This is a genomic window from Nitratireductor sp. GCM10026969 (assembly GCF_042660605.1).
Lineage (GTDB): Bacteria > Pseudomonadota > Alphaproteobacteria > Rhizobiales > Rhizobiaceae > Chelativorans.
The window spans coordinates 47028-65853 of sequence record NZ_JBHSUM010000008.1; the positions used below are offsets into that span (position 1 = coordinate 47028).

17 protein-coding genes and 2 pseudogenes are annotated in these 18826 nt (G+C 60.4%); 7 read left to right on the top strand and 12 right to left on the bottom strand.

What is annotated here, in order from left to right; translation table 11 throughout:
* Positions 1-30 precede the first annotated feature (30 nt).
* Positions 31-864 carry an SDR family oxidoreductase gene (locus tag ACFP9U_RS03795; RefSeq protein WP_378619147.1) on the top strand — a complete coding sequence of 278 codons (834 nt, stop codon included), beginning with the start codon at positions 31-33 and terminating at the stop codon, positions 862-864.
* Between the two features lie 280 nt (positions 865-1144).
* Here ACFP9U_RS03795 and ACFP9U_RS03800 read toward each other — a convergent pair whose 3' ends face one another.
* The 4 genes from ACFP9U_RS03800 to ACFP9U_RS03815 all read right to left on the bottom strand — a co-directional run bounded on the left by ACFP9U_RS03800 (position 1145) and on the right by ACFP9U_RS03815 (position 5738).
* Positions 1145-2575, bottom strand: coding sequence for a sulfatase (locus ACFP9U_RS03800; protein WP_378619148.1), 1431 nt, complete (start codon positions 2573-2575; stop codon positions 1145-1147).
* On the bottom strand, positions 2572-4089 hold the full coding sequence (locus ACFP9U_RS03805) for a tripartite tricarboxylate transporter permease (protein ID WP_378619149.1): 1518 nt from the start codon (positions 4087-4089) through the stop codon (positions 2572-2574). Before ACFP9U_RS03805 ends, ACFP9U_RS03800 begins: the two co-directional genes overlap by 4 nt.
* A gap of 5 nt (positions 4090-4094) precedes the next feature.
* Entirely contained in the window at positions 4095-4628 is a 534-nt protein-coding gene (locus ACFP9U_RS03810; RefSeq protein ID WP_378619150.1) for a tripartite tricarboxylate transporter TctB family protein, read from the bottom strand.
* Between the two features lie 66 nt (positions 4629-4694).
* Positions 4695-5738, bottom strand: a complete 1044-nt coding sequence (locus ACFP9U_RS03815; RefSeq protein WP_378619151.1) for a Bug family tripartite tricarboxylate transporter substrate binding protein — start codon at positions 5736-5738, stop codon at positions 4695-4697.
* Between the two features lie 33 nt (positions 5739-5771).
* On the opposite strand from ACFP9U_RS03815, the gene ACFP9U_RS03820 reads away from it, so the two are divergent.
* Positions 5772-6671, top strand: coding sequence for a LysR family transcriptional regulator (locus ACFP9U_RS03820; protein WP_378619152.1), 900 nt, complete (start codon positions 5772-5774; stop codon positions 6669-6671).
* 46 nt (positions 6672-6717) lie between these two features.
* Here ACFP9U_RS03820 and ACFP9U_RS03825 read toward each other — a convergent pair.
* The 3 genes and pseudogenes from ACFP9U_RS03825 to ACFP9U_RS03835 all read right to left on the bottom strand — a co-directional run.
* Positions 6718-6938 (bottom strand): annotated as a pseudogene (locus ACFP9U_RS03825) (conjugal transfer protein TraG); the annotation flags it as partial.
* A 10-nt stretch (positions 6939-6948) separates the two neighbouring features.
* Positions 6949-8154 (bottom strand): PQQ-dependent sugar dehydrogenase, encoded by a 1206-nt coding sequence (locus ACFP9U_RS03830; protein ID WP_378619153.1) that lies wholly within the window; start codon positions 8152-8154, stop codon positions 6949-6951.
* Positions 8155-8607: 453 nt separating this feature from the next.
* Positions 8608-8931, bottom strand: a complete 324-nt coding sequence (locus ACFP9U_RS03835) for a DUF1344 domain-containing protein (protein WP_378619154.1) — start codon at positions 8929-8931, stop codon at positions 8608-8610.
* Positions 8932-9725: 794 nt separating this feature from the next.
* Between ACFP9U_RS03835 and ACFP9U_RS03840 the strand changes: the two genes are divergently transcribed.
* Genes ACFP9U_RS03840 through ACFP9U_RS03850 form a run of 3 tightly spaced genes read left to right on the top strand, consistent with a single transcriptional unit; the run spans position 9726 to position 12425 of the window.
* Complete coding sequence (locus ACFP9U_RS03840; protein WP_378619155.1) at positions 9726-10445, top strand: response regulator; 720 nt, start codon at positions 9726-9728, stop codon at positions 10443-10445.
* Positions 10442-11950 carry an ATP-binding protein gene (locus tag ACFP9U_RS03845; RefSeq protein ID WP_378619156.1) on the top strand — a complete coding sequence of 503 codons (1509 nt, stop codon included), beginning with the start codon at positions 10442-10444 and terminating at the stop codon, positions 11948-11950. The genes ACFP9U_RS03840 and ACFP9U_RS03845 overlap by 4 nt, the downstream gene beginning before the upstream one ends.
* A gap of 52 nt (positions 11951-12002) precedes the next feature.
* Positions 12003-12425 carry a hypothetical protein gene (locus ACFP9U_RS03850; protein WP_378619157.1) on the top strand — a complete coding sequence of 141 codons (423 nt, stop codon included), beginning with the start codon at positions 12003-12005 and terminating at the stop codon, positions 12423-12425.
* Between the two features lie 45 nt (positions 12426-12470).
* On the opposite strand, the gene ACFP9U_RS03855 is transcribed toward ACFP9U_RS03850, so the two are convergent.
* Positions 12471-12710, bottom strand: a complete 240-nt coding sequence (locus ACFP9U_RS03855; RefSeq protein WP_378619158.1) for a hypothetical protein — start codon at positions 12708-12710, stop codon at positions 12471-12473.
* A gap of 329 nt (positions 12711-13039) precedes the next feature.
* Here ACFP9U_RS03855 and ACFP9U_RS03860 point away from each other — a divergent pair, with 329 nt between their 5' ends.
* Together ACFP9U_RS03860 and ACFP9U_RS03865 are read left to right on the top strand one after the other, a co-directional pair.
* Positions 13040-13309, top strand: coding sequence for a hypothetical protein (locus ACFP9U_RS03860; protein ID WP_378619159.1), 270 nt, complete (start codon positions 13040-13042; stop codon positions 13307-13309).
* Between the two features lie 255 nt (positions 13310-13564).
* Entirely contained in the window at positions 13565-14248 is a 684-nt protein-coding gene (locus ACFP9U_RS03865) for an IS5 family transposase (RefSeq protein WP_378619160.1), read from the top strand.
* A 105-nt stretch (positions 14249-14353) separates the two neighbouring features.
* Here the strand turns inward: ACFP9U_RS03865 and ACFP9U_RS03870 are convergent.
* From ACFP9U_RS03870 to ACFP9U_RS03885, 4 genes and pseudogenes are all read right to left on the bottom strand, one after another.
* A pseudogene (locus ACFP9U_RS03870) lies at positions 14354-14746 on the bottom strand (DoxX family protein); the annotation flags it as partial.
* 73 nt (positions 14747-14819) lie between these two features.
* Complete coding sequence (locus tag ACFP9U_RS03875) at positions 14820-16940, bottom strand: xanthine dehydrogenase family protein molybdopterin-binding subunit (protein WP_378619161.1); 2121 nt, start codon at positions 16938-16940, stop codon at positions 14820-14822.
* Complete coding sequence (locus tag ACFP9U_RS03880) at positions 16940-17956, bottom strand: FAD binding domain-containing protein (protein WP_378619162.1); 1017 nt, start codon at positions 17954-17956, stop codon at positions 16940-16942. Before ACFP9U_RS03880 ends, ACFP9U_RS03875 begins: the two co-directional genes overlap by 1 nt.
* A 2-nt stretch (positions 17957-17958) precedes the next feature.
* On the bottom strand, positions 17959-18579 hold the full coding sequence (locus ACFP9U_RS03885; protein ID WP_378619163.1) for a (2Fe-2S)-binding protein: 621 nt from the start codon (positions 18577-18579) through the stop codon (positions 17959-17961).
* Between the last annotated feature and the right edge of the window lie 247 nt (positions 18580-18826).

Genomic DNA, 18826 nt, shown 5'->3' on the forward strand with positions numbered 1-18826 from the left:
TCATGGCCGATCTCATGAAAGGAGTATCATATGAGCAAGACATGGTTGATTACCGGGGCGTCCTCAGGGTTGGGCCGGGAGATGGCGTGCCGATTACTGGCGCGAGGAGATCGTGTCGTAGCGACGGTGCGGCGAGAGGACGCCCTTGGCGATCTTGAGCAGCAGCATGGCGCGAACATTGCAGTTCTGAAGCTCGACGTTACCGATTTCGGGCGCGTGCGAAGCGTGATGGACGAAGCATTCGCGCAGGTGGGCCGGATCGACGTCCTCGTCAGCAATGCTGGCTATGGATTGTTCGGAGCAGCGGAAGAACTCACCGACGAACAGATCGCGCATCAGATTGCCACCAACCTGACCGGTTCCATACAGATCGTCCGTGCAGCCCTGCCGCATCTGCGCCGGCAAGGCGGCGGACGTGTGGTTCAGGTCTCATCGGAAGGCGGACAGATCGCCTACCCCAATTTCAGCCTGTATCACGCCACCAAATGGGGCATTGAGGGCTTCGTCGAATCCGTCGCCCAGGAAGTCGCCCCTTTTGGGATCGACTTCATCATCGCCGAGCCCGGTCCGACGGCGACCAACTTCGGTGCCAGCCTTGTCCGCCCAGCACCGATGGAGGTGTACGAGGATACGCCCGCCGGAGAGGTGCGGCGCGCCATCGACAGCGGAAGCTTCGATATCAAGGGTGATGCGGCACGGACTGTAGACGCCATCATTACGGCCGCTGACAGCGAAAGGCCGGCGCTGCGTCTCACCTTGGGCAGCATCGCCTACGATTCCATTTCGAAGGCGCTGGCTGATCGACTTGCCTCTCTGCAGGCGCAGCGTGAAGTTGCCATTTCGGCCGACCGCGGCGAACAATAGCCCTCGCGACATCCAGCTATGCTCCCGGCAACCGGACGCCGGCCGTCGCCGACCCCGAAGTCAAATGCATCGGCCGCTGCGTCCGCGCGCCGGGGCTCCCAGTCAAACAGAAGCGATCTGGCAAAACCAGTCTCATGCCATGCGTGCTATGCAATTCCTTGCCGCCGCTGGAGGTGGCGCATGCATAACAGGGGTGTCGCGGCAATGAGGTCTGATCGAGCAGGACCTCCAGTGGTCAGCGTACGTTTGCCTCCAACTGAAAAATCCCAGTCGAGGGTCGTCAGCTTGCGATCCTCCCGAGCCAGCCCTGGGCCGCCAGCCCGCTTTCGATGCGCCATTCCAGCAGTCGTGAAGCAAGCTCAAGGCGCACATCCGCGTGTGCGGGGTCGTCCCAAAGATTGACAAGCTCATCCGGGTCCTGGTCGATATCAAACAACTGCCCCTCGGCGCTTCCGGAGATGTGCAGCAGTTTCCATTGCCCCGTCCGGATCATGGTAAAGAAGGCAGCACTGTTCTGGATCATGTCGCGTGCCAGTTCCGCGAAAACCTCGGTTCTCAGCGGCGTCCCGGTTTCGCCTCGCAGATATGGCGTCAGCGAAACACCTTCCATCCAGTCAGGTGGGCGCACGCCTGCCAGTTCAAGGACGGTCGGTGCCAGGTCCATCAGCGAGACAAGGTGATCGACATGGGTTCCGCCGGAGCGGCGTGGATCAAAAATGATTGCCGGAACGCGGACGGAGTGCTCGTACATCGTCCATTTCTGGCTGTGTCCGTGGTCGTTCAGGCAATCACCGTGATCGGACGTGAAGATGATGATGGTGTTGTCCGCCACTCCCCGCGCTTTCAGGGCGGCCCGGATATCCCCCATGATCCCGTCGATCATCGAAACATTGGCATAGTAATGAGCTCGCTGGCGTTGTGTCTGTTCCGCTGTCGGGTGAGCGAGATGGCGCACCGCATCGTGGTCATCGCGAATGTGGTTCGCCTGCAGTTCCTGAAGCGCTGTGGGCTGTGCCTCGATGTCTGAAGGGATCGGTACGGGCAGATCGCGTTCGAGATAAGGTTTCAGGTCCTCCTGTGCGGGATCGTACGGCGGATGCGGCCCGGGTAAACCCACCTGGAGGAAGAAAGGCTTCGAGCCGTTCCATTCCCTGAGCCATCGGCAGGCAAGACGGCCTGTAAAGACGTCGGAATGCAGATCGCGATCGAGCTCCCATGAAAACGCCCCGAGCGCGGTTCCGTAATCCTGCCGGCGGCGATAGGTTCGCCGATCAGGCTTTTCGACACCGCGCGCTATCAGCGCCTTGTCCCAGTTGTCGAGGAAGAATGGCAGGTTCGGATGTGCGCGGTCCTTGTTCTCGACGACGTGGCGTTCGTGAAAACCGAAAGGCCCCTCGAAGGGGTGGGTATGCATTTTCCCGACATTGCAGCAATGATAGCCGGCTTCCGCGAGATCGCTCACCCATGTCGAAGGCCAGACCTCATCATTGCGCAGCACGCCGGAATTGTGCGGATAAAGCCCGGTGAAGAGGCTTGCCCGGGACGGCGCACAACACGGCGATGTCGCATACATCCGCGAAAAGGCCGTACCCTCGCTCACAAGCGCATCCAGATTGGGCGTATCCATGTGCGGGAAGCCCATGGCGCGGATTGTATCGTGTCTTTGCTGGTCGGTGATGACGAAGACGATATTGGGACGGGTTTCGGTCATGAATGAGACTCTCGTGTCGAGGTGGAAAGCTTGTGCAGTGCGCGACGGCGCAGCAGCGCCTGCACGACAGGCGTGAAGAGAACGAACACCAGAAGTGCCAGTATGATCTGCGAAGCAGGCCGGTGCAGGAAGAAACCGATCCAGTCGCCGCCCGTGACGAGCGACGTCATGCGAAGCTCTTCCTCGAAGGTCGAGCCGAGAACATAGCCAATGATCAGGGGAGCGAGCGGAATTGCGGCCAGCCGGAGAGCGTAACCTATGAGACCGAAGGCGAAGAATACCCACAGGTCGAACATGTAGCGCTGCACCATGAACACGCCCAGCACACTGAACATGCCGACGGCGGCGACAAGGTAGGGCTTCGGAACCGCGAGCGTGCGTATCAGCGCTCGCAGCATCACGAGCGCGATTGGAAGCAGCAGCATGGCTCCCAGAAGGAACGCGGCAAGAACGCCGTAGACGATTTCCGGTTGCTGCTGAAACAGTTGCGGCCCCGGAGCAAGCCCCTGTATCAGGAAACCGCCCATCAGCGCGGCAACCACCGGATCCCCCGGAATACCAATGGCGAGCATCGGCAGAAGCGCTCCTCCGGTCGTGGCGCTGTTGGCGGATTCGGCGGCCACCACGCCGTCGTCTGCCCCCTCACCGAATTTTTCCGGCTCCTTGGAAAAATCCCGCGAAACGCGATAGGCGATATAGGCCGAGGCATCACCGCCGATACCCGGAATGGCACCGATCAAGATGCCGACCGCGCTTGAGCGCAGCCAGTTTGTCCAGCGGCGAATGAAGTTCCCCAGGATGCCATTGCGCAATTGCAAATGCACCCGCTCCGCCTTGCGGTGATCACCCTCGGCCACCTGCGCCAGCAGCTCGGACACGGCGAACAGGCCCATCAGAAGCGCAACGAGATTGAATCCACCGTCGAGACCGGGCAGCCCCATCGTCAGGCGCGGCAGCCCCAGGATCGGATCAGTACCGATCGCGGCGGCCGCCAGTCCCAATGCTGCGGCGAGCAGACCTCTCGGCAGGGACCGCCCCGTCAGCGAAGCGACGGTCGACAGACCGAGCGCGGCGAGCAGCATCGTCTCCATAGGGCCGAAATTGGCGGCGGCGGCGGCCAGATAGGGTGACAGAAGGATCAGTAGAAGAGCGCCGATTACGGCGCCGGAGAACGACGAAAGAGTGGCCAGTATCAGCGCGTCGGAAACGCGTCCGCCGCGGGCCATGGGATAGCCGTCGAGCAACGTCGCTGCCGCCATCGGCGTGCCCGGCACCCCGATCATTATTGCCGTGACCGCCCCGCCGAAATTGCCGCCCTGATAGATACCCATCAGAAGCGCTATCGAGGGTACAGGCTCCATGAAGAACGTGAACGGGATGGCGAGCGCGATACCAAGCAACGGCCCCATACCCGGCAGCACGCCGAATATGATGCCGACAACCAGACCGACGACGATGGAAAGAAGCAGGGAGGCAACGCCGGCAAGATCAAGCGCGGCAAACACGGTGTCCATATCGCTCACCCCCCGATCAGACCGGACCAGAGCCGCCCGAAGGGCAGGTGAATGTCGAAGACCAGCCGTACGATCCAGTACAGCACCAGCGTTAGCGCCAATGGAAAGCCGGCGATGGGCAGAGGTCGGCGTGCACCGCCGGCAGTCATCAGCGCGGCGCCGAACAAGGTGGTGGAAGCGATGTAGCCAAGCTGGCGGAAGGCCAGAACGCAAAGAAACAGGGCAACGATCACGCTGAAGATGCGCGCCCACGGCAGCGCCTCATCAGGCCGGCCGTGTGTCGTGACCAACCGGTATCCGGGGCGCACAACAACGGCGAGGGCGAGCCCCATCAGAGCGACGCCCAGCCATGTGGGATACTGCTTGGCGTCAATTCCGCCGGACAATGAGGCAATGGGGTTGTCTTCCATTGCCGCGATATCCAGCACCATCCAAAGGCCGAGCAGAAAGGCACCCGCACCGACAACAACTGCGGCGAGATCCTGCGATCGCGTCGTCGCGGCTGTTTGCTGGGTGTGAGATATTTCACCAGTGGACATGGGAAAGAGCCTCGGCCTGAAGCAAGCTTCGCGCTGCCGCGATCGGCTGCAGCGGCGCCACGACACTCAGTTCTTCTTCAGATCGTCCAGCGCGGGCCCCAGCCGTTCGAGGGAAACCTGCCACAGGTCCCTGAATTCTTCAGGTTCCATGTACTGGACGGTAAAGCCGCCTTCGAACATCTTCTTCTTGAAGGCTTCCGAGTTGATGACGTCGCGAAAGACATCCTGCAGGACTTTCAGCCGTTCCGGATCGGTTCCTTCGGGCGCGACCAGTCCGGACCAGCCCGCTGTCGCCGCACCCCAGTCCAGGTCGTATCCCTGTTCCCGGGCTGTCGGAATATCGGGTTCGATCGGCGAGCGCTCTTGGGTGAAAATCGCAAGGGACTTGATCTTGTCGCCGTAAGTCTTCTCCGCACCGAGCGCACCGGTGGTGAAATCGAGCGAGCCATCGAACAACCCCTGAATATTCGACGTCTCGCAGCCATCCGCGGGAATGGGCTGGTAGTTTGTGATTCCGGCCACCTCGAGGAAGCGCCGCATCACCACGTGCGGCAGGCTGACCGCCGGGCAAACCCCCACACGCAGAATACCGTCCTGCGCCTTGGCCCATTCGACGAACTCATCGACGTTGTTGGCGGGATGATCGGCGGTCACCGTGAGGGTAAACGGGTTCACCCACATCAACGCGATCGGGTCAAAGCTCATCGGCTCGAAACCGATGCGCGACTCGAATGTCGGAACCATGATCTGAGTGGCGACCCACGAATTGCCGATCGTGTAGCCATCCGGATCGGCTTCCGAAAGTGCCAGCATCGCCTTGGCGCCGCCGCCGCCGGCGATATTCTGCACTGCGATCGGCTGACCCAGTTCTTCCGAGGCGAATTCAGCGACGATACGCGCAGTGATATCGCCTGACGTGCCGGCTTCCCACGGTTCGATCATGGTGATCGGACGCGTCGGAAAATCCTGCGCACCAGCGGCTCCGGCAAAAGCGACGAATGAAAAGGCGATGCCCGCAAAGCGGGTCAGCGTGCTGTGATTCATCATTTCTCCTCCCTTGGATTTGACAAACGCTAAATGCGGGAGTTCATTAATACAAATAATTAACAATGCATTCGTAATGCATTTTTATCATTAGAAGCCATGAACCTTCAGAATCTGCGCTACCTTCTGTCCATTGCCGAAACAGGTTCGATGACCCGTTCGGCCGAACAACTGAACATGACCCAGCCGGCACTGAGCCGAGGCCTTGCAGCCCTGGAGGAAGACGTGGGCGCGCGATTGTTCGTACGGCTCCCCAAGACCATGCGCCTGACTGTGTTTGGTCACGTTATGGTGCGGCGTGCGCAAATGGTTTTCCGGCAATTGGAAGACGCACAGCACGAAATTCGTCACCTTCAGGAACACGAGGAAACCGAACTCGCTGTCGGTGCGGGCCCGATCTGGCTCACAGGGCTTCTGCCGCGAGCGATCAGCCTTACAACGCAAGAAATGCCCGGTGTTTCGATCAGTGTCGTCGGAGGATTCGAGCGACAACTCGCCGAACTGGCACGACGTGGCCAAGTCGCCTTCATTCTTACAGAGCTGACCGAGGATCCGGAATTCACCGACCTTCTGTCCGAGCCGCTCACTTCAGCACGCTATGCCATAATAGCGCGCCGAGGCCATCTGCTGGAAACGAAGGGGCCACTGGAACTTTCCGACTTGCTAGACTATCCGTGGGTCATGCCAGACAAGGCCGTGAACGCGCAAAAACGTCTTGACGGATTGTTCCAGACAGAGGGAATGACGCCACCGGTTGCGCGGATACGATCAACTTCCAATGGCTTCATCGCGACCTACATCGAGCAGACGGACGCCCTGACCTTCGCCGTGACCCCGATGCTGCGCGACCGCCCCGGTCTGACGGCGCTCCCGCTATCGCGGGTATTGCCGAAGAGAACCACGGGCATTCAGCGATTACCTGATAACTGGCTGAGTCCCGCAGCAAAACGAATGATCGAGCACTTGAAAACACTTGCTTGCACGATGGACGAATTCTGACACCCCTCTATTTGGCGCATCAACCGCAAATATTGACTTGGAGCGATAGTTCGCGCGCAGCCGACAGATGAACGCCGGCCTCGCCAGATGCGACGTCTCCATCATCGCCCGCAGTGTCTTGTCGGGTTCGGCCTAAAGCACATGCAGGATCGCGCCGACAGCAATGCGTAGCTGGTCTTTTCCCAAGGGTTGCGAGGCTACCTTCGGGATCGACCAGAATATGGCGATGTTCTGCACGTCGCGGCCTTCCCATTCGCCCTGCCGGACACGCCTCGCATCAGGGCGCGGACGCAGGCGTAAGCGCGACCGAGAGGATCCGATTGTCTCCCCCGCCGCGCGTGTTCGTCAGAAACCATAGCTTGCCGTCGGTTCCCTCGAAGACATGACGAATGCGGCCGTACTCGCCCGCATAGTACGCCGTTGCTTGGGGATTGCCCGCGGGGTCGATTGTCACCGTCCACACCCGCTGGCCCGTCAGTCCGGCGATAAAAAACGTGCCGTCGATGTAAGCAAGCCCGCTAGGCCCCATTTCCTGGGTACGCCACTGCATGACGGGGTCTATGTAGTCGGGGTTGCCGCCCTGGCCCTCGACGATCGGCCAGCCGTAGTTTCCGCCCGGTTCGATGCGATTGAGCTCATCCCATGCATCATCCCCGAATTCGGTCGCCCATAGCTGCCCGGTGTTGTCCCACGCCAGCCCCTGGGGATTGCGGTGTCCAAACGAGTAGACGAGGGAATCGGCGAACGGATTGTCGCTCGGGATGCCGCCATCGGGAGTCATGCGCAGGATCTTGCCGCCAAGCGAGTTCAAATCCTGCGGAAGTTCAAGATTTCGGGTCTCGCCAACCGTGGCGTAGAGCATTCCATCCGGGCCGAACGCGATCCGGCCGCCATTGTGGCTGCGCCCGCCGGGTATGCCATCAAGGACGACCTCCGGATCGCCCAGCATGCCGTTGCTGTACGGCATCCGCACGATACGATTCCCCTCCGTCGTGCTATGATAGGCGTAGATCCAGACATCCGTGCCCTGTTCCAAAACGGCAAGGCCAAGCATCCCTCCGTCGCCTCGGGCTACGAAGACCCGGACACTGCCGACGGATCGCAGCGCCTCACCCGGTCGAAACGCTACGATCTCCGCTGTGCCGCGCTGGCTGACGAGTACCTCCTGCCCCACAGTCACAGCGGACCAAGGTATAGTGAGCCCTGAGACAACATCGACGGGGGTCCCCTCAGGCATCACACCCATCATCGAAGAGTCGGTTGAGTTTGCGGATTGGGCATAGGCGCCGGACCAAACCGCACACGATGTTGCATCGATCATGATGAACGCAAGAGCAACCATCGCAGACCGAACCACTGCGGCCGCTCCACTGCCCGCGCCTGTTTGGCACTCCTCATACCGTAGGGGGCCAGCACCGGCGCAGTTGTCGAAATCCCGGCTCTTCATAGTCAACTCTCCCATTTCGACGCGAAGTGGTCGCATTTACTACGGCGTTGTCTTACAAGTGTGTCGCACCGGTATTGGATTGTCGCAGCGTGGCAGCAGGCCAATCCCGAAGACCGCACTCCTCTGTAAAGCCTCTGAGAGAGGTCGGCCGATGCAAGACGCCACGCATGTCGTAGTCGTTGGTGATCACACCGGTATTCGGCATCTCGTTCGACAATATCTGGAGCAGCAAGGTACTGGTTGACCGACCGCGAACCTTTGGACGCTCGTGCCTGGAGGGCGCAGGCCTTGGCCGAGCTATCCCGGCCGCTACGCGCCGACATTTACCTCGGTCATGGCTTGGAAATCAGATTGGTGACGCCGGATCCATCAGATCATCGGCGGCACCGATGGGGTCGACCCATCCGCGACGGGATGGGTCGCTCCTCGTCGTGGGGATGCGGCTCTTCTGTCCGATGGCTCCCACAGTTGTGTGCGACTCCGAAGAAGCTACCCGAGGATGTCGCCGCTGGACCTTCCAGCGTGCCCGATCTCGGTAGCATCGAGCAGCCAGATGCTCTCGTCGCTGTTACGGCCGTCGATGCTCGAGGGGTTCTGGGCATTCCAGCTGACGTGAACCCGCTGGCCCGGTTTGAAACCCGACAGATCCATACTGGCGGGCAGCCGATAGGCGTCCCCGTTCCGGAGCCAAACTGTGTTCGTCTTGTCGTTCATATTCGCGATGACGCCTGTGCTGGTAAATGAGCCGGCGGAGGCGACCGAGGCAGTGGTCATAACGGAAGCGGCGAAAGCCGCGGCAAGAATTGTACGCATCTGAATCTCCTATCCTTTGACGCGTTCGGGGCATTTCCGTTCACACTGAGCTTAGGGTGCCGAGCTCCCATCGAGGGTATCTCCGGGATCTCGTAGTGGGGTTTTCTCCCCATGTGCTTTGGCGGATCTCGCCGAAGCACATCTGCTGCTCAGTAAGAAGTATCTCGACCGCTCGATCGAAGCGGCCTAGACGGAGCCATGCTAGGCGGGAGCTGTCGCAGAACTTTGCCTCGATGACCGGCAGTTCATCGCAAGTTGTCACAGGGAGAACGAGGTGCTTCGTTTCGTTACACTTCTCACGGTTTTTTGAAGCCGATGCGTGAGATGCCTTGAAGGCAATAGCGCATTCGCCGACTGGTGTGACCTTGGTGAGTGAGCCGCCTCGATCTCTCGGCCACCACGGTGCCGGACAGATCTCACTACATGCGGATCCATCGGCCTCGTCGTTGGCGCGCGCCTTCTGCAACCCCGCGATAGGCTTGGCAGTTTGTTTGCAAAGTGCCAACCGGTGAGGACACTTTGTTACAATTTGGTGTCGGTGCGGCACACTTATACGACAAATCAAATGTATCGATCACGCTCCACCCCCGCTGTCCAACCAAGTGGTTATGGAGGCGATGGTCAGGCGTGTGAGAACGGATCGTGCGGATCGGCGCTCGCTTACAGGCATCCGACTTGCACTTCCTGATTGGGGATGCACCCCGCGCGACTCGTTTTTGAGGCATTTTGCCGATGGAGAAGACCCTAACTCCTCTGTAAACTCCTCTGTAAAATCTCTGAGAGAGGTTAGGGCGATGGAAGACGCCACGCATGTCGTCGTCGTTGATGATCACACCGATATTCGGGATCTCGTTCGACAATATCTGGAGCAGCAAGGTTACAAGGTCAGCGTGGCCGAAGGCGGTTCGAGCCTGAGACGAATCCTCGAACGGCAGACTGTCGACCTGATCATCCTCGATATCATGATGCCTGGTGAGGATGGCATTTCCCTGTGCAGGCGGATTCGCGCCTCCGAAGACATTCCCATCATCTTTCTGACAGCGATGGCCGAGGATACGGATCGGATCGTCGGTCTCGAGCTGGGAGCCGACGATTATCTCGTAAAGCCGTTCAATCCGCGCGAGCTGCTTGCCCGGATCAGAGCGGTGCTTCGGCGAGCAACAGCTCCTGCGGCGCTGCGAGCAATGCATGAGCGGAGGACCGTTCGCATCGGCCATTGGCGGGTCAATCTGGGGCGCCAGGAAATCTGCGGCGAGGACGGAGTCGGCATTCCGCTCAGCACGGCTGAGTTTCGCCTTCTAAAAGTTTTCATCGAGCGGCCGGGCCTTGTACTAAGCAGGGAGCAGCTTCTCGATCTGACCGTGGGCAGGACGGCTGATATCTTCGACCGCAGCATCGACAATCAGGTCAGCCGTCTTCGGAAGAAGATCGAAGAGAATCCCAAAAATCCCTCGATCATCAAGACGCATTGGGGCGGCGGCTACAGCCTGTGCGCCGAGGTCGCGTTCGAATGACCCGTTTCTGGCAGCAAAGTCTGGCGACACAGTTCATCGGACTGATGCTCTCGGCGTTGATCATCTCGCAGGCGCTCACCTTCCTCATCTCATTGGATGAGTACACCAAGAAGTTCGACGCTGCGGTGAAAGCCGAGTTTATCAGCCGAGCGTCATCGGTGACCCGCTTGATGGGATCACTATCGCCTCAGGTGAGGGAGCAAGCACTTCGCGCGAGTGAAGGAAGCTATTTGAGATACTGGTTGACCGACAGCGAGCCCATGGACGCGAATGCCTGGAGGTTAGAGGCCCTCGATCAGCTTTCGCGGCCTCTGGAAAGTTCCGTCGATCCGAGCGGAATATTCGGATGGGCCGGTTCGCCGCATCCGCAATTACCGAATGCCGAAGATGTGGCCACCGCAAACGCAGATGACCCATGGGTGACGCCAACGCCCTATTTGTGGATGCTGCCGCAGCCAGCGAAGGTTCTCCGTTTTTCGGGAAGTCTGGGGTATGGGTACAAGACGCAACTCGACGACGGACGTTGGTTGAACGCTACCTTTTATCAGCACGACAAGGGAAGTTTGTGGACCTCTCAGTCCTTGATATCGCTTGGTCTTACGGCGTCGATTCTTGCTTTGATCGGTGTCTTTATCGCGCGGCGCATCGCCCGGCCACTAAGACACCTGGCAATATCCGCTGAAGCCCTCGGGCGAGGGGAAAACCTGCCGCCACTGTCGGAGGGCGGGCCGGAAGAGATCAGGCGGACGGCTCAATCCTTCAATACGATGCAAAGTCGTCTGCATCGCTTCGTCGAGGATCGGACCAAGATGCTGGCAGCGATCGGCCATGATCTCCGCACGCCGCTTACCTCCCTTAGGCTAAGAGCGGAGTTCGTCAACGACGAAGATGTCCAGCGCAAGATGCTGTCCACCATCGACGAGCTCCAGTCGATGACGGAAGCCGCGATTTCGTTCGCGCGTGGAGAATCGATCAGAGAGGAAACGCGCGCGATAGACCTGGAAGCGCTGGTCGGCAGCATCTGTGACGATCAATCCGATCTCGGGCATCCGGTCACGCATATCGAAGGCGCGAAAATGAAGTACCGCTGTCGGCCCGATGGTCTCCGCCGCGCAATCAGAAATCTTGTTGAGAATGCGGTGCGCTATGGCGGAGAGGCGAAGATGTTCATCCGGCAGACCGCATCGACTGTCGATATCGTGGTGGAAGACCGGGGCCCCGGAATTCCGGACGACATGATAGAGAAGGTCTTCGCGCCTTACGTCCGGCTGGAAACGTCGCGAAACAGGCAGACCGGCGGCATCGGCCTCGGTCTCTCGATAGCGCGCGCGGTCGCCAGGCAGCATGGCGGAGACATTTCGTTCTCCAACGGCGACGCCGGTATGCAAGCCGTCATCTCGCTCCCGAGAGAAGGCAGTGTCGATGCCGCGCCAGCGCGGAAAGCGCGCATCTGGAGGTTGGAAAAATCGGCACGCGCCTCGCAAAGCGATCCGTTGCCGGAATAGAACGCACCACCTCCCTCACGATCCACCGGACGACACAGTCTTGGCGCAAATCGTGAGGATCGCAGCTTGGCGTTCCGCGCCTAGTCTCGTGGAACTGACGCTGAACCCGCCGCCCGCGCCGACCGGACCGTCTGTCGACGACTTCCGCCGCGCCGTCCAGGTCCACCTCGATGCCAAGGCGCAGGAGCGGCAGTACGACGACACCTTCACGCTCGCCACCTACGTCATCAGCACCAATCCGGACTGGGCGGCCGAGGCTCAGGCGTTCGCGCCCGGGACGGGCCCGAGAGCCGGGAATGAGGGATCGGGGATATTGGACTGGACGGATGTCAAGCTGATCGGAGCGGTGCTGGGTGGCTCCGCGATTGCTTATACTGTGGCCGGACTCCTTGCCATGTCCGGTGATCGGCTTGCCCGGCGCTTGATGCAACTTATCGACAACGGGCGACTTCCCCTTAACGGAAATCGGTCATGAGCGAGATGAAACAGCGCAGGGCCGAGAACAGTTTGGACTTCGCAGTCATCCTGCTTTCATAAGTTGCGCCGCATCAGCGGGATCCTTGCAGGGAGCTTCCTGAGCCACCTTCTGGCAGGCGATCAGTCCGTTTGGAAGTTCGTCGCCCGGGAGTAGACGCGAAAGCGCGTCCGACATTTCGATGGCAATGTTCTGCCAGTAGGCATCAGAATAGGGTCGACCGTATTGCCGAAACAAGAATTCGCGTGCCAAGCGTTCCACCACGTGTTTGAGATCTGCGGACATCATCTGCTCCAGTTCGGGTGGGGCACAGCCACCAACTTCTAGCCAGTCCGGTTGCTACTTACCAGAATGAGAATGAATGCACATCCTAAATGATTAGGAAGAACTTTTTTTAATGACTAAATAACACCGCGGCGTTAAAGTGAACAAAGGTAAGATAATTGTCGCTTCCGCCTGTAGGGATATAAATATTGATTGGTCCTACGGTGCATTTGATTCCATAGTGACAATGGAGGTCGGGAGCTGCCGACGGGGTGAAAGCATCCCGTGACCCGACACGCTTCTGTCGATTTCCGTGGTATCGGACACACACGTCCGATGGAGTTAAGTCCATGCGCACACTCAGGTTGATTGCGCTTACAGCATTGATCATGTCTGTCCCCGGTATCGCGATGGCAGAGGGATCTGCCGGAACGGTGGTCAGATTCGACAGCAATCCAAAAAGCATGACCCTTAGCAGCGGTGAGGTGATCACTCTTCCCGATCGTCTTGCAGTCGGCCAGGTCGCTGCCGGTGACAGTGTCTTCGTCACCTGGGCTTCCGAGGGACCGAACCGTGTTGCAACAAGTGTGAAGAAGCAGTTCTGGCCTCACGAGCAATAGCCAGCGGCCGAATTTGTAACTCTCCCTACTGGCCCGGTTAAACTGGCCGGGCTTTTTGCTTCTACGGTCGCTCCCGGAACGGGTAGCGTATCGCCTTAGCGAGCGCTTCCAATCTGGTCGAGAAAATCAACACGTCCCGCTTGCTCCGGCCGGCGGGACGTTTTTTAAGGTCGTGTGGACAAACAGGATTCCCATTTCCTCTGACGCGTGATTCAACGCTGCTCTTTGAGGAGGGCAGCTTTGATCCGAGGACTGATGAGTGATGCGGAATGGCTGTTCTTCGTGCCGTTCCTGGACGAGCACCGCTCTCGCGGCGGCCGAGGGCCGCAGGATCACCGCAAGGTGCTGGACGGCATTTTCTGGATCACGCGGACGGGATCGCCCTGGCGTGATCTGCCGGCCGAGTTCGGTAACTGGAACTCGGTCCATCGCCAATTATCGCCGCTGGACCGAGGCCGGGATCCGGGACGTGATGCCGTCTGCCCTTGCCGAAAGCGAGGCAGCCAACACCACCATTCAGATGATCGACAGCACGATCGTGAGGGCGCACCAGCACGCAGCAGGCGGAAAAGGGGGATTCATAGAAATGCTATTGGCCGTTCGCGCGGTGGGCTCACGACCAAGCTTCATACCCGAACGGATGCGCAGGGCCTCGCCATCGGCCTCTGCCTGACGCCTGGCCAGGCTTCGGACATGGTCGCCTACGAGAGTCCGATGCAGGAGGAGGCGCCCGAACCGGCCGCGATGCTGGCCGACAAGGGCTACGACAGCGACGCCATTCGCGACGATCTCAAGCGGCGTGGCACAGACCCGGTGATCCCGACCAAGTCGAACCGCCGAGTTCAGCGAACTGTCGACATGGCCAAATACGCGCTGCACAACCGCATCGAGCGCTTCTTCAATCGCCTCAAGCACTCACGCCGTATCACCACGCGATAAGACAAGCTGCCTTCCAGTTTCCTCGGCTTCGTTCAACTCGATACGATCAGACAATGGATCAGGTTTGTCCACACGACCTAGGCGGGTTGAGGTCGCTCTATTCTTGCGTTCTTGGAGGGCATCCAAGCTCCAGACGCCCGGACCGGCAGCAACGAAGTAGAGGAAAATAAAGCAATAAAGCATGGCTGCTTCGCCGTGGTTGAGCACAGGAAAGAAGCCGTTCGAGGCGTGCGCAATGAAATACGCGAAGGCCATCAAGCCCGAGAGCACGAAGGCAACCGGGCGAGTGAAAAGCCCTACCGCCAGCAACAGGCCGCCGAAAATTTCGAGAATTCCGGCAGTGTATAGCATGGGATTAAGGGGATACTCAAAAGGGCCTGGCCAACCGAAAAGCTTCATCGTGCCATGCGTGAAGAACGACCCCGCCGCAAAAATGCGCAAGATACTCAATAGGTGCGGAGCGAAATCTTTGATGTAGGTTACTTTCCAGGTGGGCATATCTATATCTCCAGGTTAACCGAACCGCCTGTCAGCCGGAATAAAATCGCGATGCTCGGCGGATCCGCGTCCATCAAAGGACGTCTTCGATGCGGATGGGCAGCTTCCGGATGCGCTTGCCGGTTGCATGGTAAATCGCGTTTGCGATCGCAGGCGCCGTGCCGAGCATGACGAGTTCGCCCATACCCTTGACGCCGGCCGAGTTGACCATCGTATCGGGCTTGTCGATCAGGCCGACGTCCACCTCTCCGATGTCGGCGTTCACCGCCATGACATAATCGGCAAGGTCGTCATTGAGGTAGCCGGCGAAACGCGGATCGATTTCGCTCTGTTCCCGAAGCGCGGTACTGAACCCCCAGACCACGCCGCCATACATCTGTCCTTCCGCGGTCCTGGGGCTGACGACCCGCCCGATATCGGCGATGCTGACCGTGCGCGGCATGCGCAGATGCCGCGTTCGCGGATCGATATGGATCTCGACGAACTGCGCGATGTAGCTCATCGAGGTGAAGCCGGGATATTCCGATCCCGCCCCCGCCGCCCAGCTTCCGGCCCGGAAACCCTCGAGTGCGGAGGCGTCCTGCCCGGGGGCGAGCTGCGATGCGGTCACCTCGATATACGGGCGTTTCAGGCGCGCCAACTGCTGGTGCAGGTTGCCCGGCGGCGGGGGCGATCCCGCCAGCAACTCCTCGAAGCGGGCCCGCAGGGCCTCCGCGGCTTTTATCGTCACCGGCACGATACTTGCCGTACCGCGTTCTCCGACCGTGGCCATCTGCGGACCCACGGACGTATCGCCCATCAGGATCTCGATCCGATCCGGGTTGACGTCAAGCCCTTGAAGGATCGCATTCGCGACGGCGGTGCGAATCCCTTGTCCCATTTCATGGCCCGAACTGATGATCCGCGTCGTGCCGTCCGCCCGGACCCTGAGCGTGGTCTCTGCGGCGGATCCCGACGCCCCGAAGATGCCGCAAGCGACACCGAGACCGACCAGGGTGCCGTCTTCCAGGGTCATCGAGCCGGGTTCGGGGGTGCGGCGGCTCCACTCGAAACGGCGGGCGCCCTCCCTCAGGCAGTCATTCAGGAAGTGCGGCGCGAGCGGCTGCCCGACGATAATGTCGGTCGTGGCCTCATGATCGAGGCGCAGCTGCACCGGATCCACGTCAAGTCTGTACGCCATTTCATCGATTGCGCTTTCCAGGGCGAACCCGGCCGGAAACGGGTGCGTCCCCCGCGTATGGCGTGGCATGTTGCGGTCGATATGGACGTCGCCAGCCGTCGCGCGGAGATTTTCGATGGCGTAGAGCCGGGCAATGTCCTCATGATAGCCGTTCGACCGGAATCTGCCGCCGGGCCAATTCTCCTGCACGACCTCGTAGTTGAGCGCGGTGAGGCGCCCTTCGCTGTTGGCTGCAAGTTGAATGTTGTGGATGCTGCGCGGCCGGAAGGTGGAGATGTGGAAAATCTGTCCGCGCGGTGTGACCAGCTTGACCGGACGCCGGGTCAACCTGGCGGCTTCGGCGACCAGGGCGGTCTGTAGCTTGGGCGGGGATTTCTGCCCGAAGCCACCGCCGACATAGTCGGACCTGATCGTAATGGCCTCGGCGGAAATTCCCAGGGCCTCCGCGAGAGCGTCTCTGACCGAGGCGGAATTCTGGCAACCCTCGTAAACCGTCAGCCGCCTGCCGGACCACTGCGCGACGGTGCCGAACAATTCCATCGCGTTGTGATGCTGGACCGGCGTTTCGAAGGTGCCTTCGACAACCTCGACGGCATTCTGGAATTCGGTGTCGATATCGCCCGTTTCAAAGCCCTCGGAGGGAACGACCGAGGCGTTGGGGCTATCCATCAGCGGGACGAAAGACGTGGTCTCATAAGTTGCAGTGATGGCCTCGGCACCCTCGATCGCGGCCTCGAGCGACTCGGCAACGACCATCGCTATGGGTTGGCCCAAATAGCTTATTTCGGACGAAAGCGTTGGAAAGTCCCCCAAGGACAGAACCTGTACCACGCCGCTGGTTTCAGTCGCCGGCGTGATATCGATATTGCTTACCCTCCCTTTGGCAATCGTGGCCGGGACGAGCATGGCGTGGAGGATGCCCGGAAAAGTCATATCGGCCCCGAACTGCGTCTGGCCGAGAACCTTGCCCCTGGCATCGGTCCGGGCAATTTCGGAAAAAACTTCTGCAGCCATCATGCTCTCCTTTGCGCGGCGATCATCAGGGCATCGGCGACAACTCTGGCGCCGAGGTCCGTCTTGAAGGCATTCTGCCGGCCGGGACGGGCCTCGGCGAAGGCGGCCTGTCCGGCCTCAAGGGCCAGTTCGGGGGTCAGGGCCGACCCGGTCACAGCCCGTTCCGCGGTACTCGCCCGCCAGGGCATGGTGGCGACGCCGCCCAGTGCGATGCGGGCGGCGCGGACGCTCTCCCCCTCCATTTCCACGGCGACGGCAGCGGAGGCCAGGGCAAAGGCATAGCTCTCGCGGTCGCGGATCTTGTGGTAGGTGGATGCGCGCCCCGCCGGGGTTTTACGCACGGTGATCGCCGTCACCAATTCGCCCGGATCGAGGTTGAATTCCCTATGCGGCGTGTCCCCTGGCAGCCGATAGAAGTCCGCGATCGGGACGTTGCGCGTCCCCTCGGGCCCGAAAATCTCTATCACGGCGTCCAGCGCGGTCAGTGCCACGGGCCAATCCCCGGGGGCCACCGCGGTACAGGCGTCGCTGGTGCCGAGAACGGCTTGGGTGCGGTCGAGCCCGTCGATAGCGGCACAGCCGGAGCCGGGTTCACGCTTGTTGCAGGGATAGACACCCACCGTGGAGGACGCCCCCGCGCCGTTGCGGAAATACATGCAGCGGGTGCGTTGCAGCAGATTGCCGCCCACCGTGGCCATGTTGCGCAATTGCTGCGAGGCGGCCTTGAGCAGGCTTTCGGCAAGCACCGGATACTCATCGCGCACCACCGGCGCACGCGCCACATCCGCCATCAGGGCGCGGCTGCCAAACCGCAGGACGTCGCCCTCCGTCTCGATCGCATCCAGTCCTTCGATACGGCTGACGTCGATCAGATGCACCGGGCGCTCTATCCCCAGCTTCATGAGATCGTAAAGATTGGTGCCGCCGGCGATATAGCGCGCCGCGCCGCCGGCCTCGGCAAATTGCGCGACGGCCGCGTCCGCCGAGTCCGCGATCGTGTAACTCAATCCACGCATGGTCAGCCCTCCATGGTTTCGGCGGCTTGCGCGACGGCGGCAAGAATACCGACATAAGCGCCGCAACGGCAGATGTTCCCGCTCATGAACTCGCGGATGGCATCGGGATCCGTTGCCTCCCCCTGAGTGACACATGCGACAGCAGACATGATCTGCCCGGGGGTGCAGTACCCGCATTGAAGCGCGTCGTGATCGATGAAGGCCTGTTGCACAGGGTGCAGTTCATCACCCTGCGCAAGCCCCTCAATCGTGGTGACCTGCCGCCCATCGACCTTGGCCGCCATGGTGAGGCAGGATGAGACGGGACGACCGTCCAGATGCACGGTGCAGGCACCGCATTGGCCGTGATCGCAGCCCTTTTTAGTTCCGGTCAGCGCCAGCCTTTCGCGCAGAAGATCCAGCAGCGAAGCGCGCGCATCCACGTCCATGGCCACCTGTTCGCCATTGACCTGGAACGAGATGTGGGTTGTCGGACCGTTCTCGGGGCTTGGAGCGGGATGTTGCTCCTGAGCTTCGATCCGAAGAGGAACCAGGCTGGCGGCAGTCACGCCAGCGCCAACGCCGAGCACCGTGCGGCGGCTAACGCCGGATATAATGTCGCTATTGCCGCTATGATCTGTCATTACTACCTCTCCTCTTTAGACCTGCGTGCCTTACCCATGGCAGAGCTTACGCACTGCTTGCGTGGATAGTCTGCCGTGAGAATAGGCCGGAGGCTTCGCAGGGATATGCCGTCGATGGGCCGATTTGTCGCAAAGTATCTCAGCTTGTAATCCGTCTATTACAAAGCTTTGGCCTGATGCCACGCTCGCGCGCTCGATGTCAGGACCCCTGTCCCATTTCCGAACTTGGAGAGAGGAGGGTGACGGA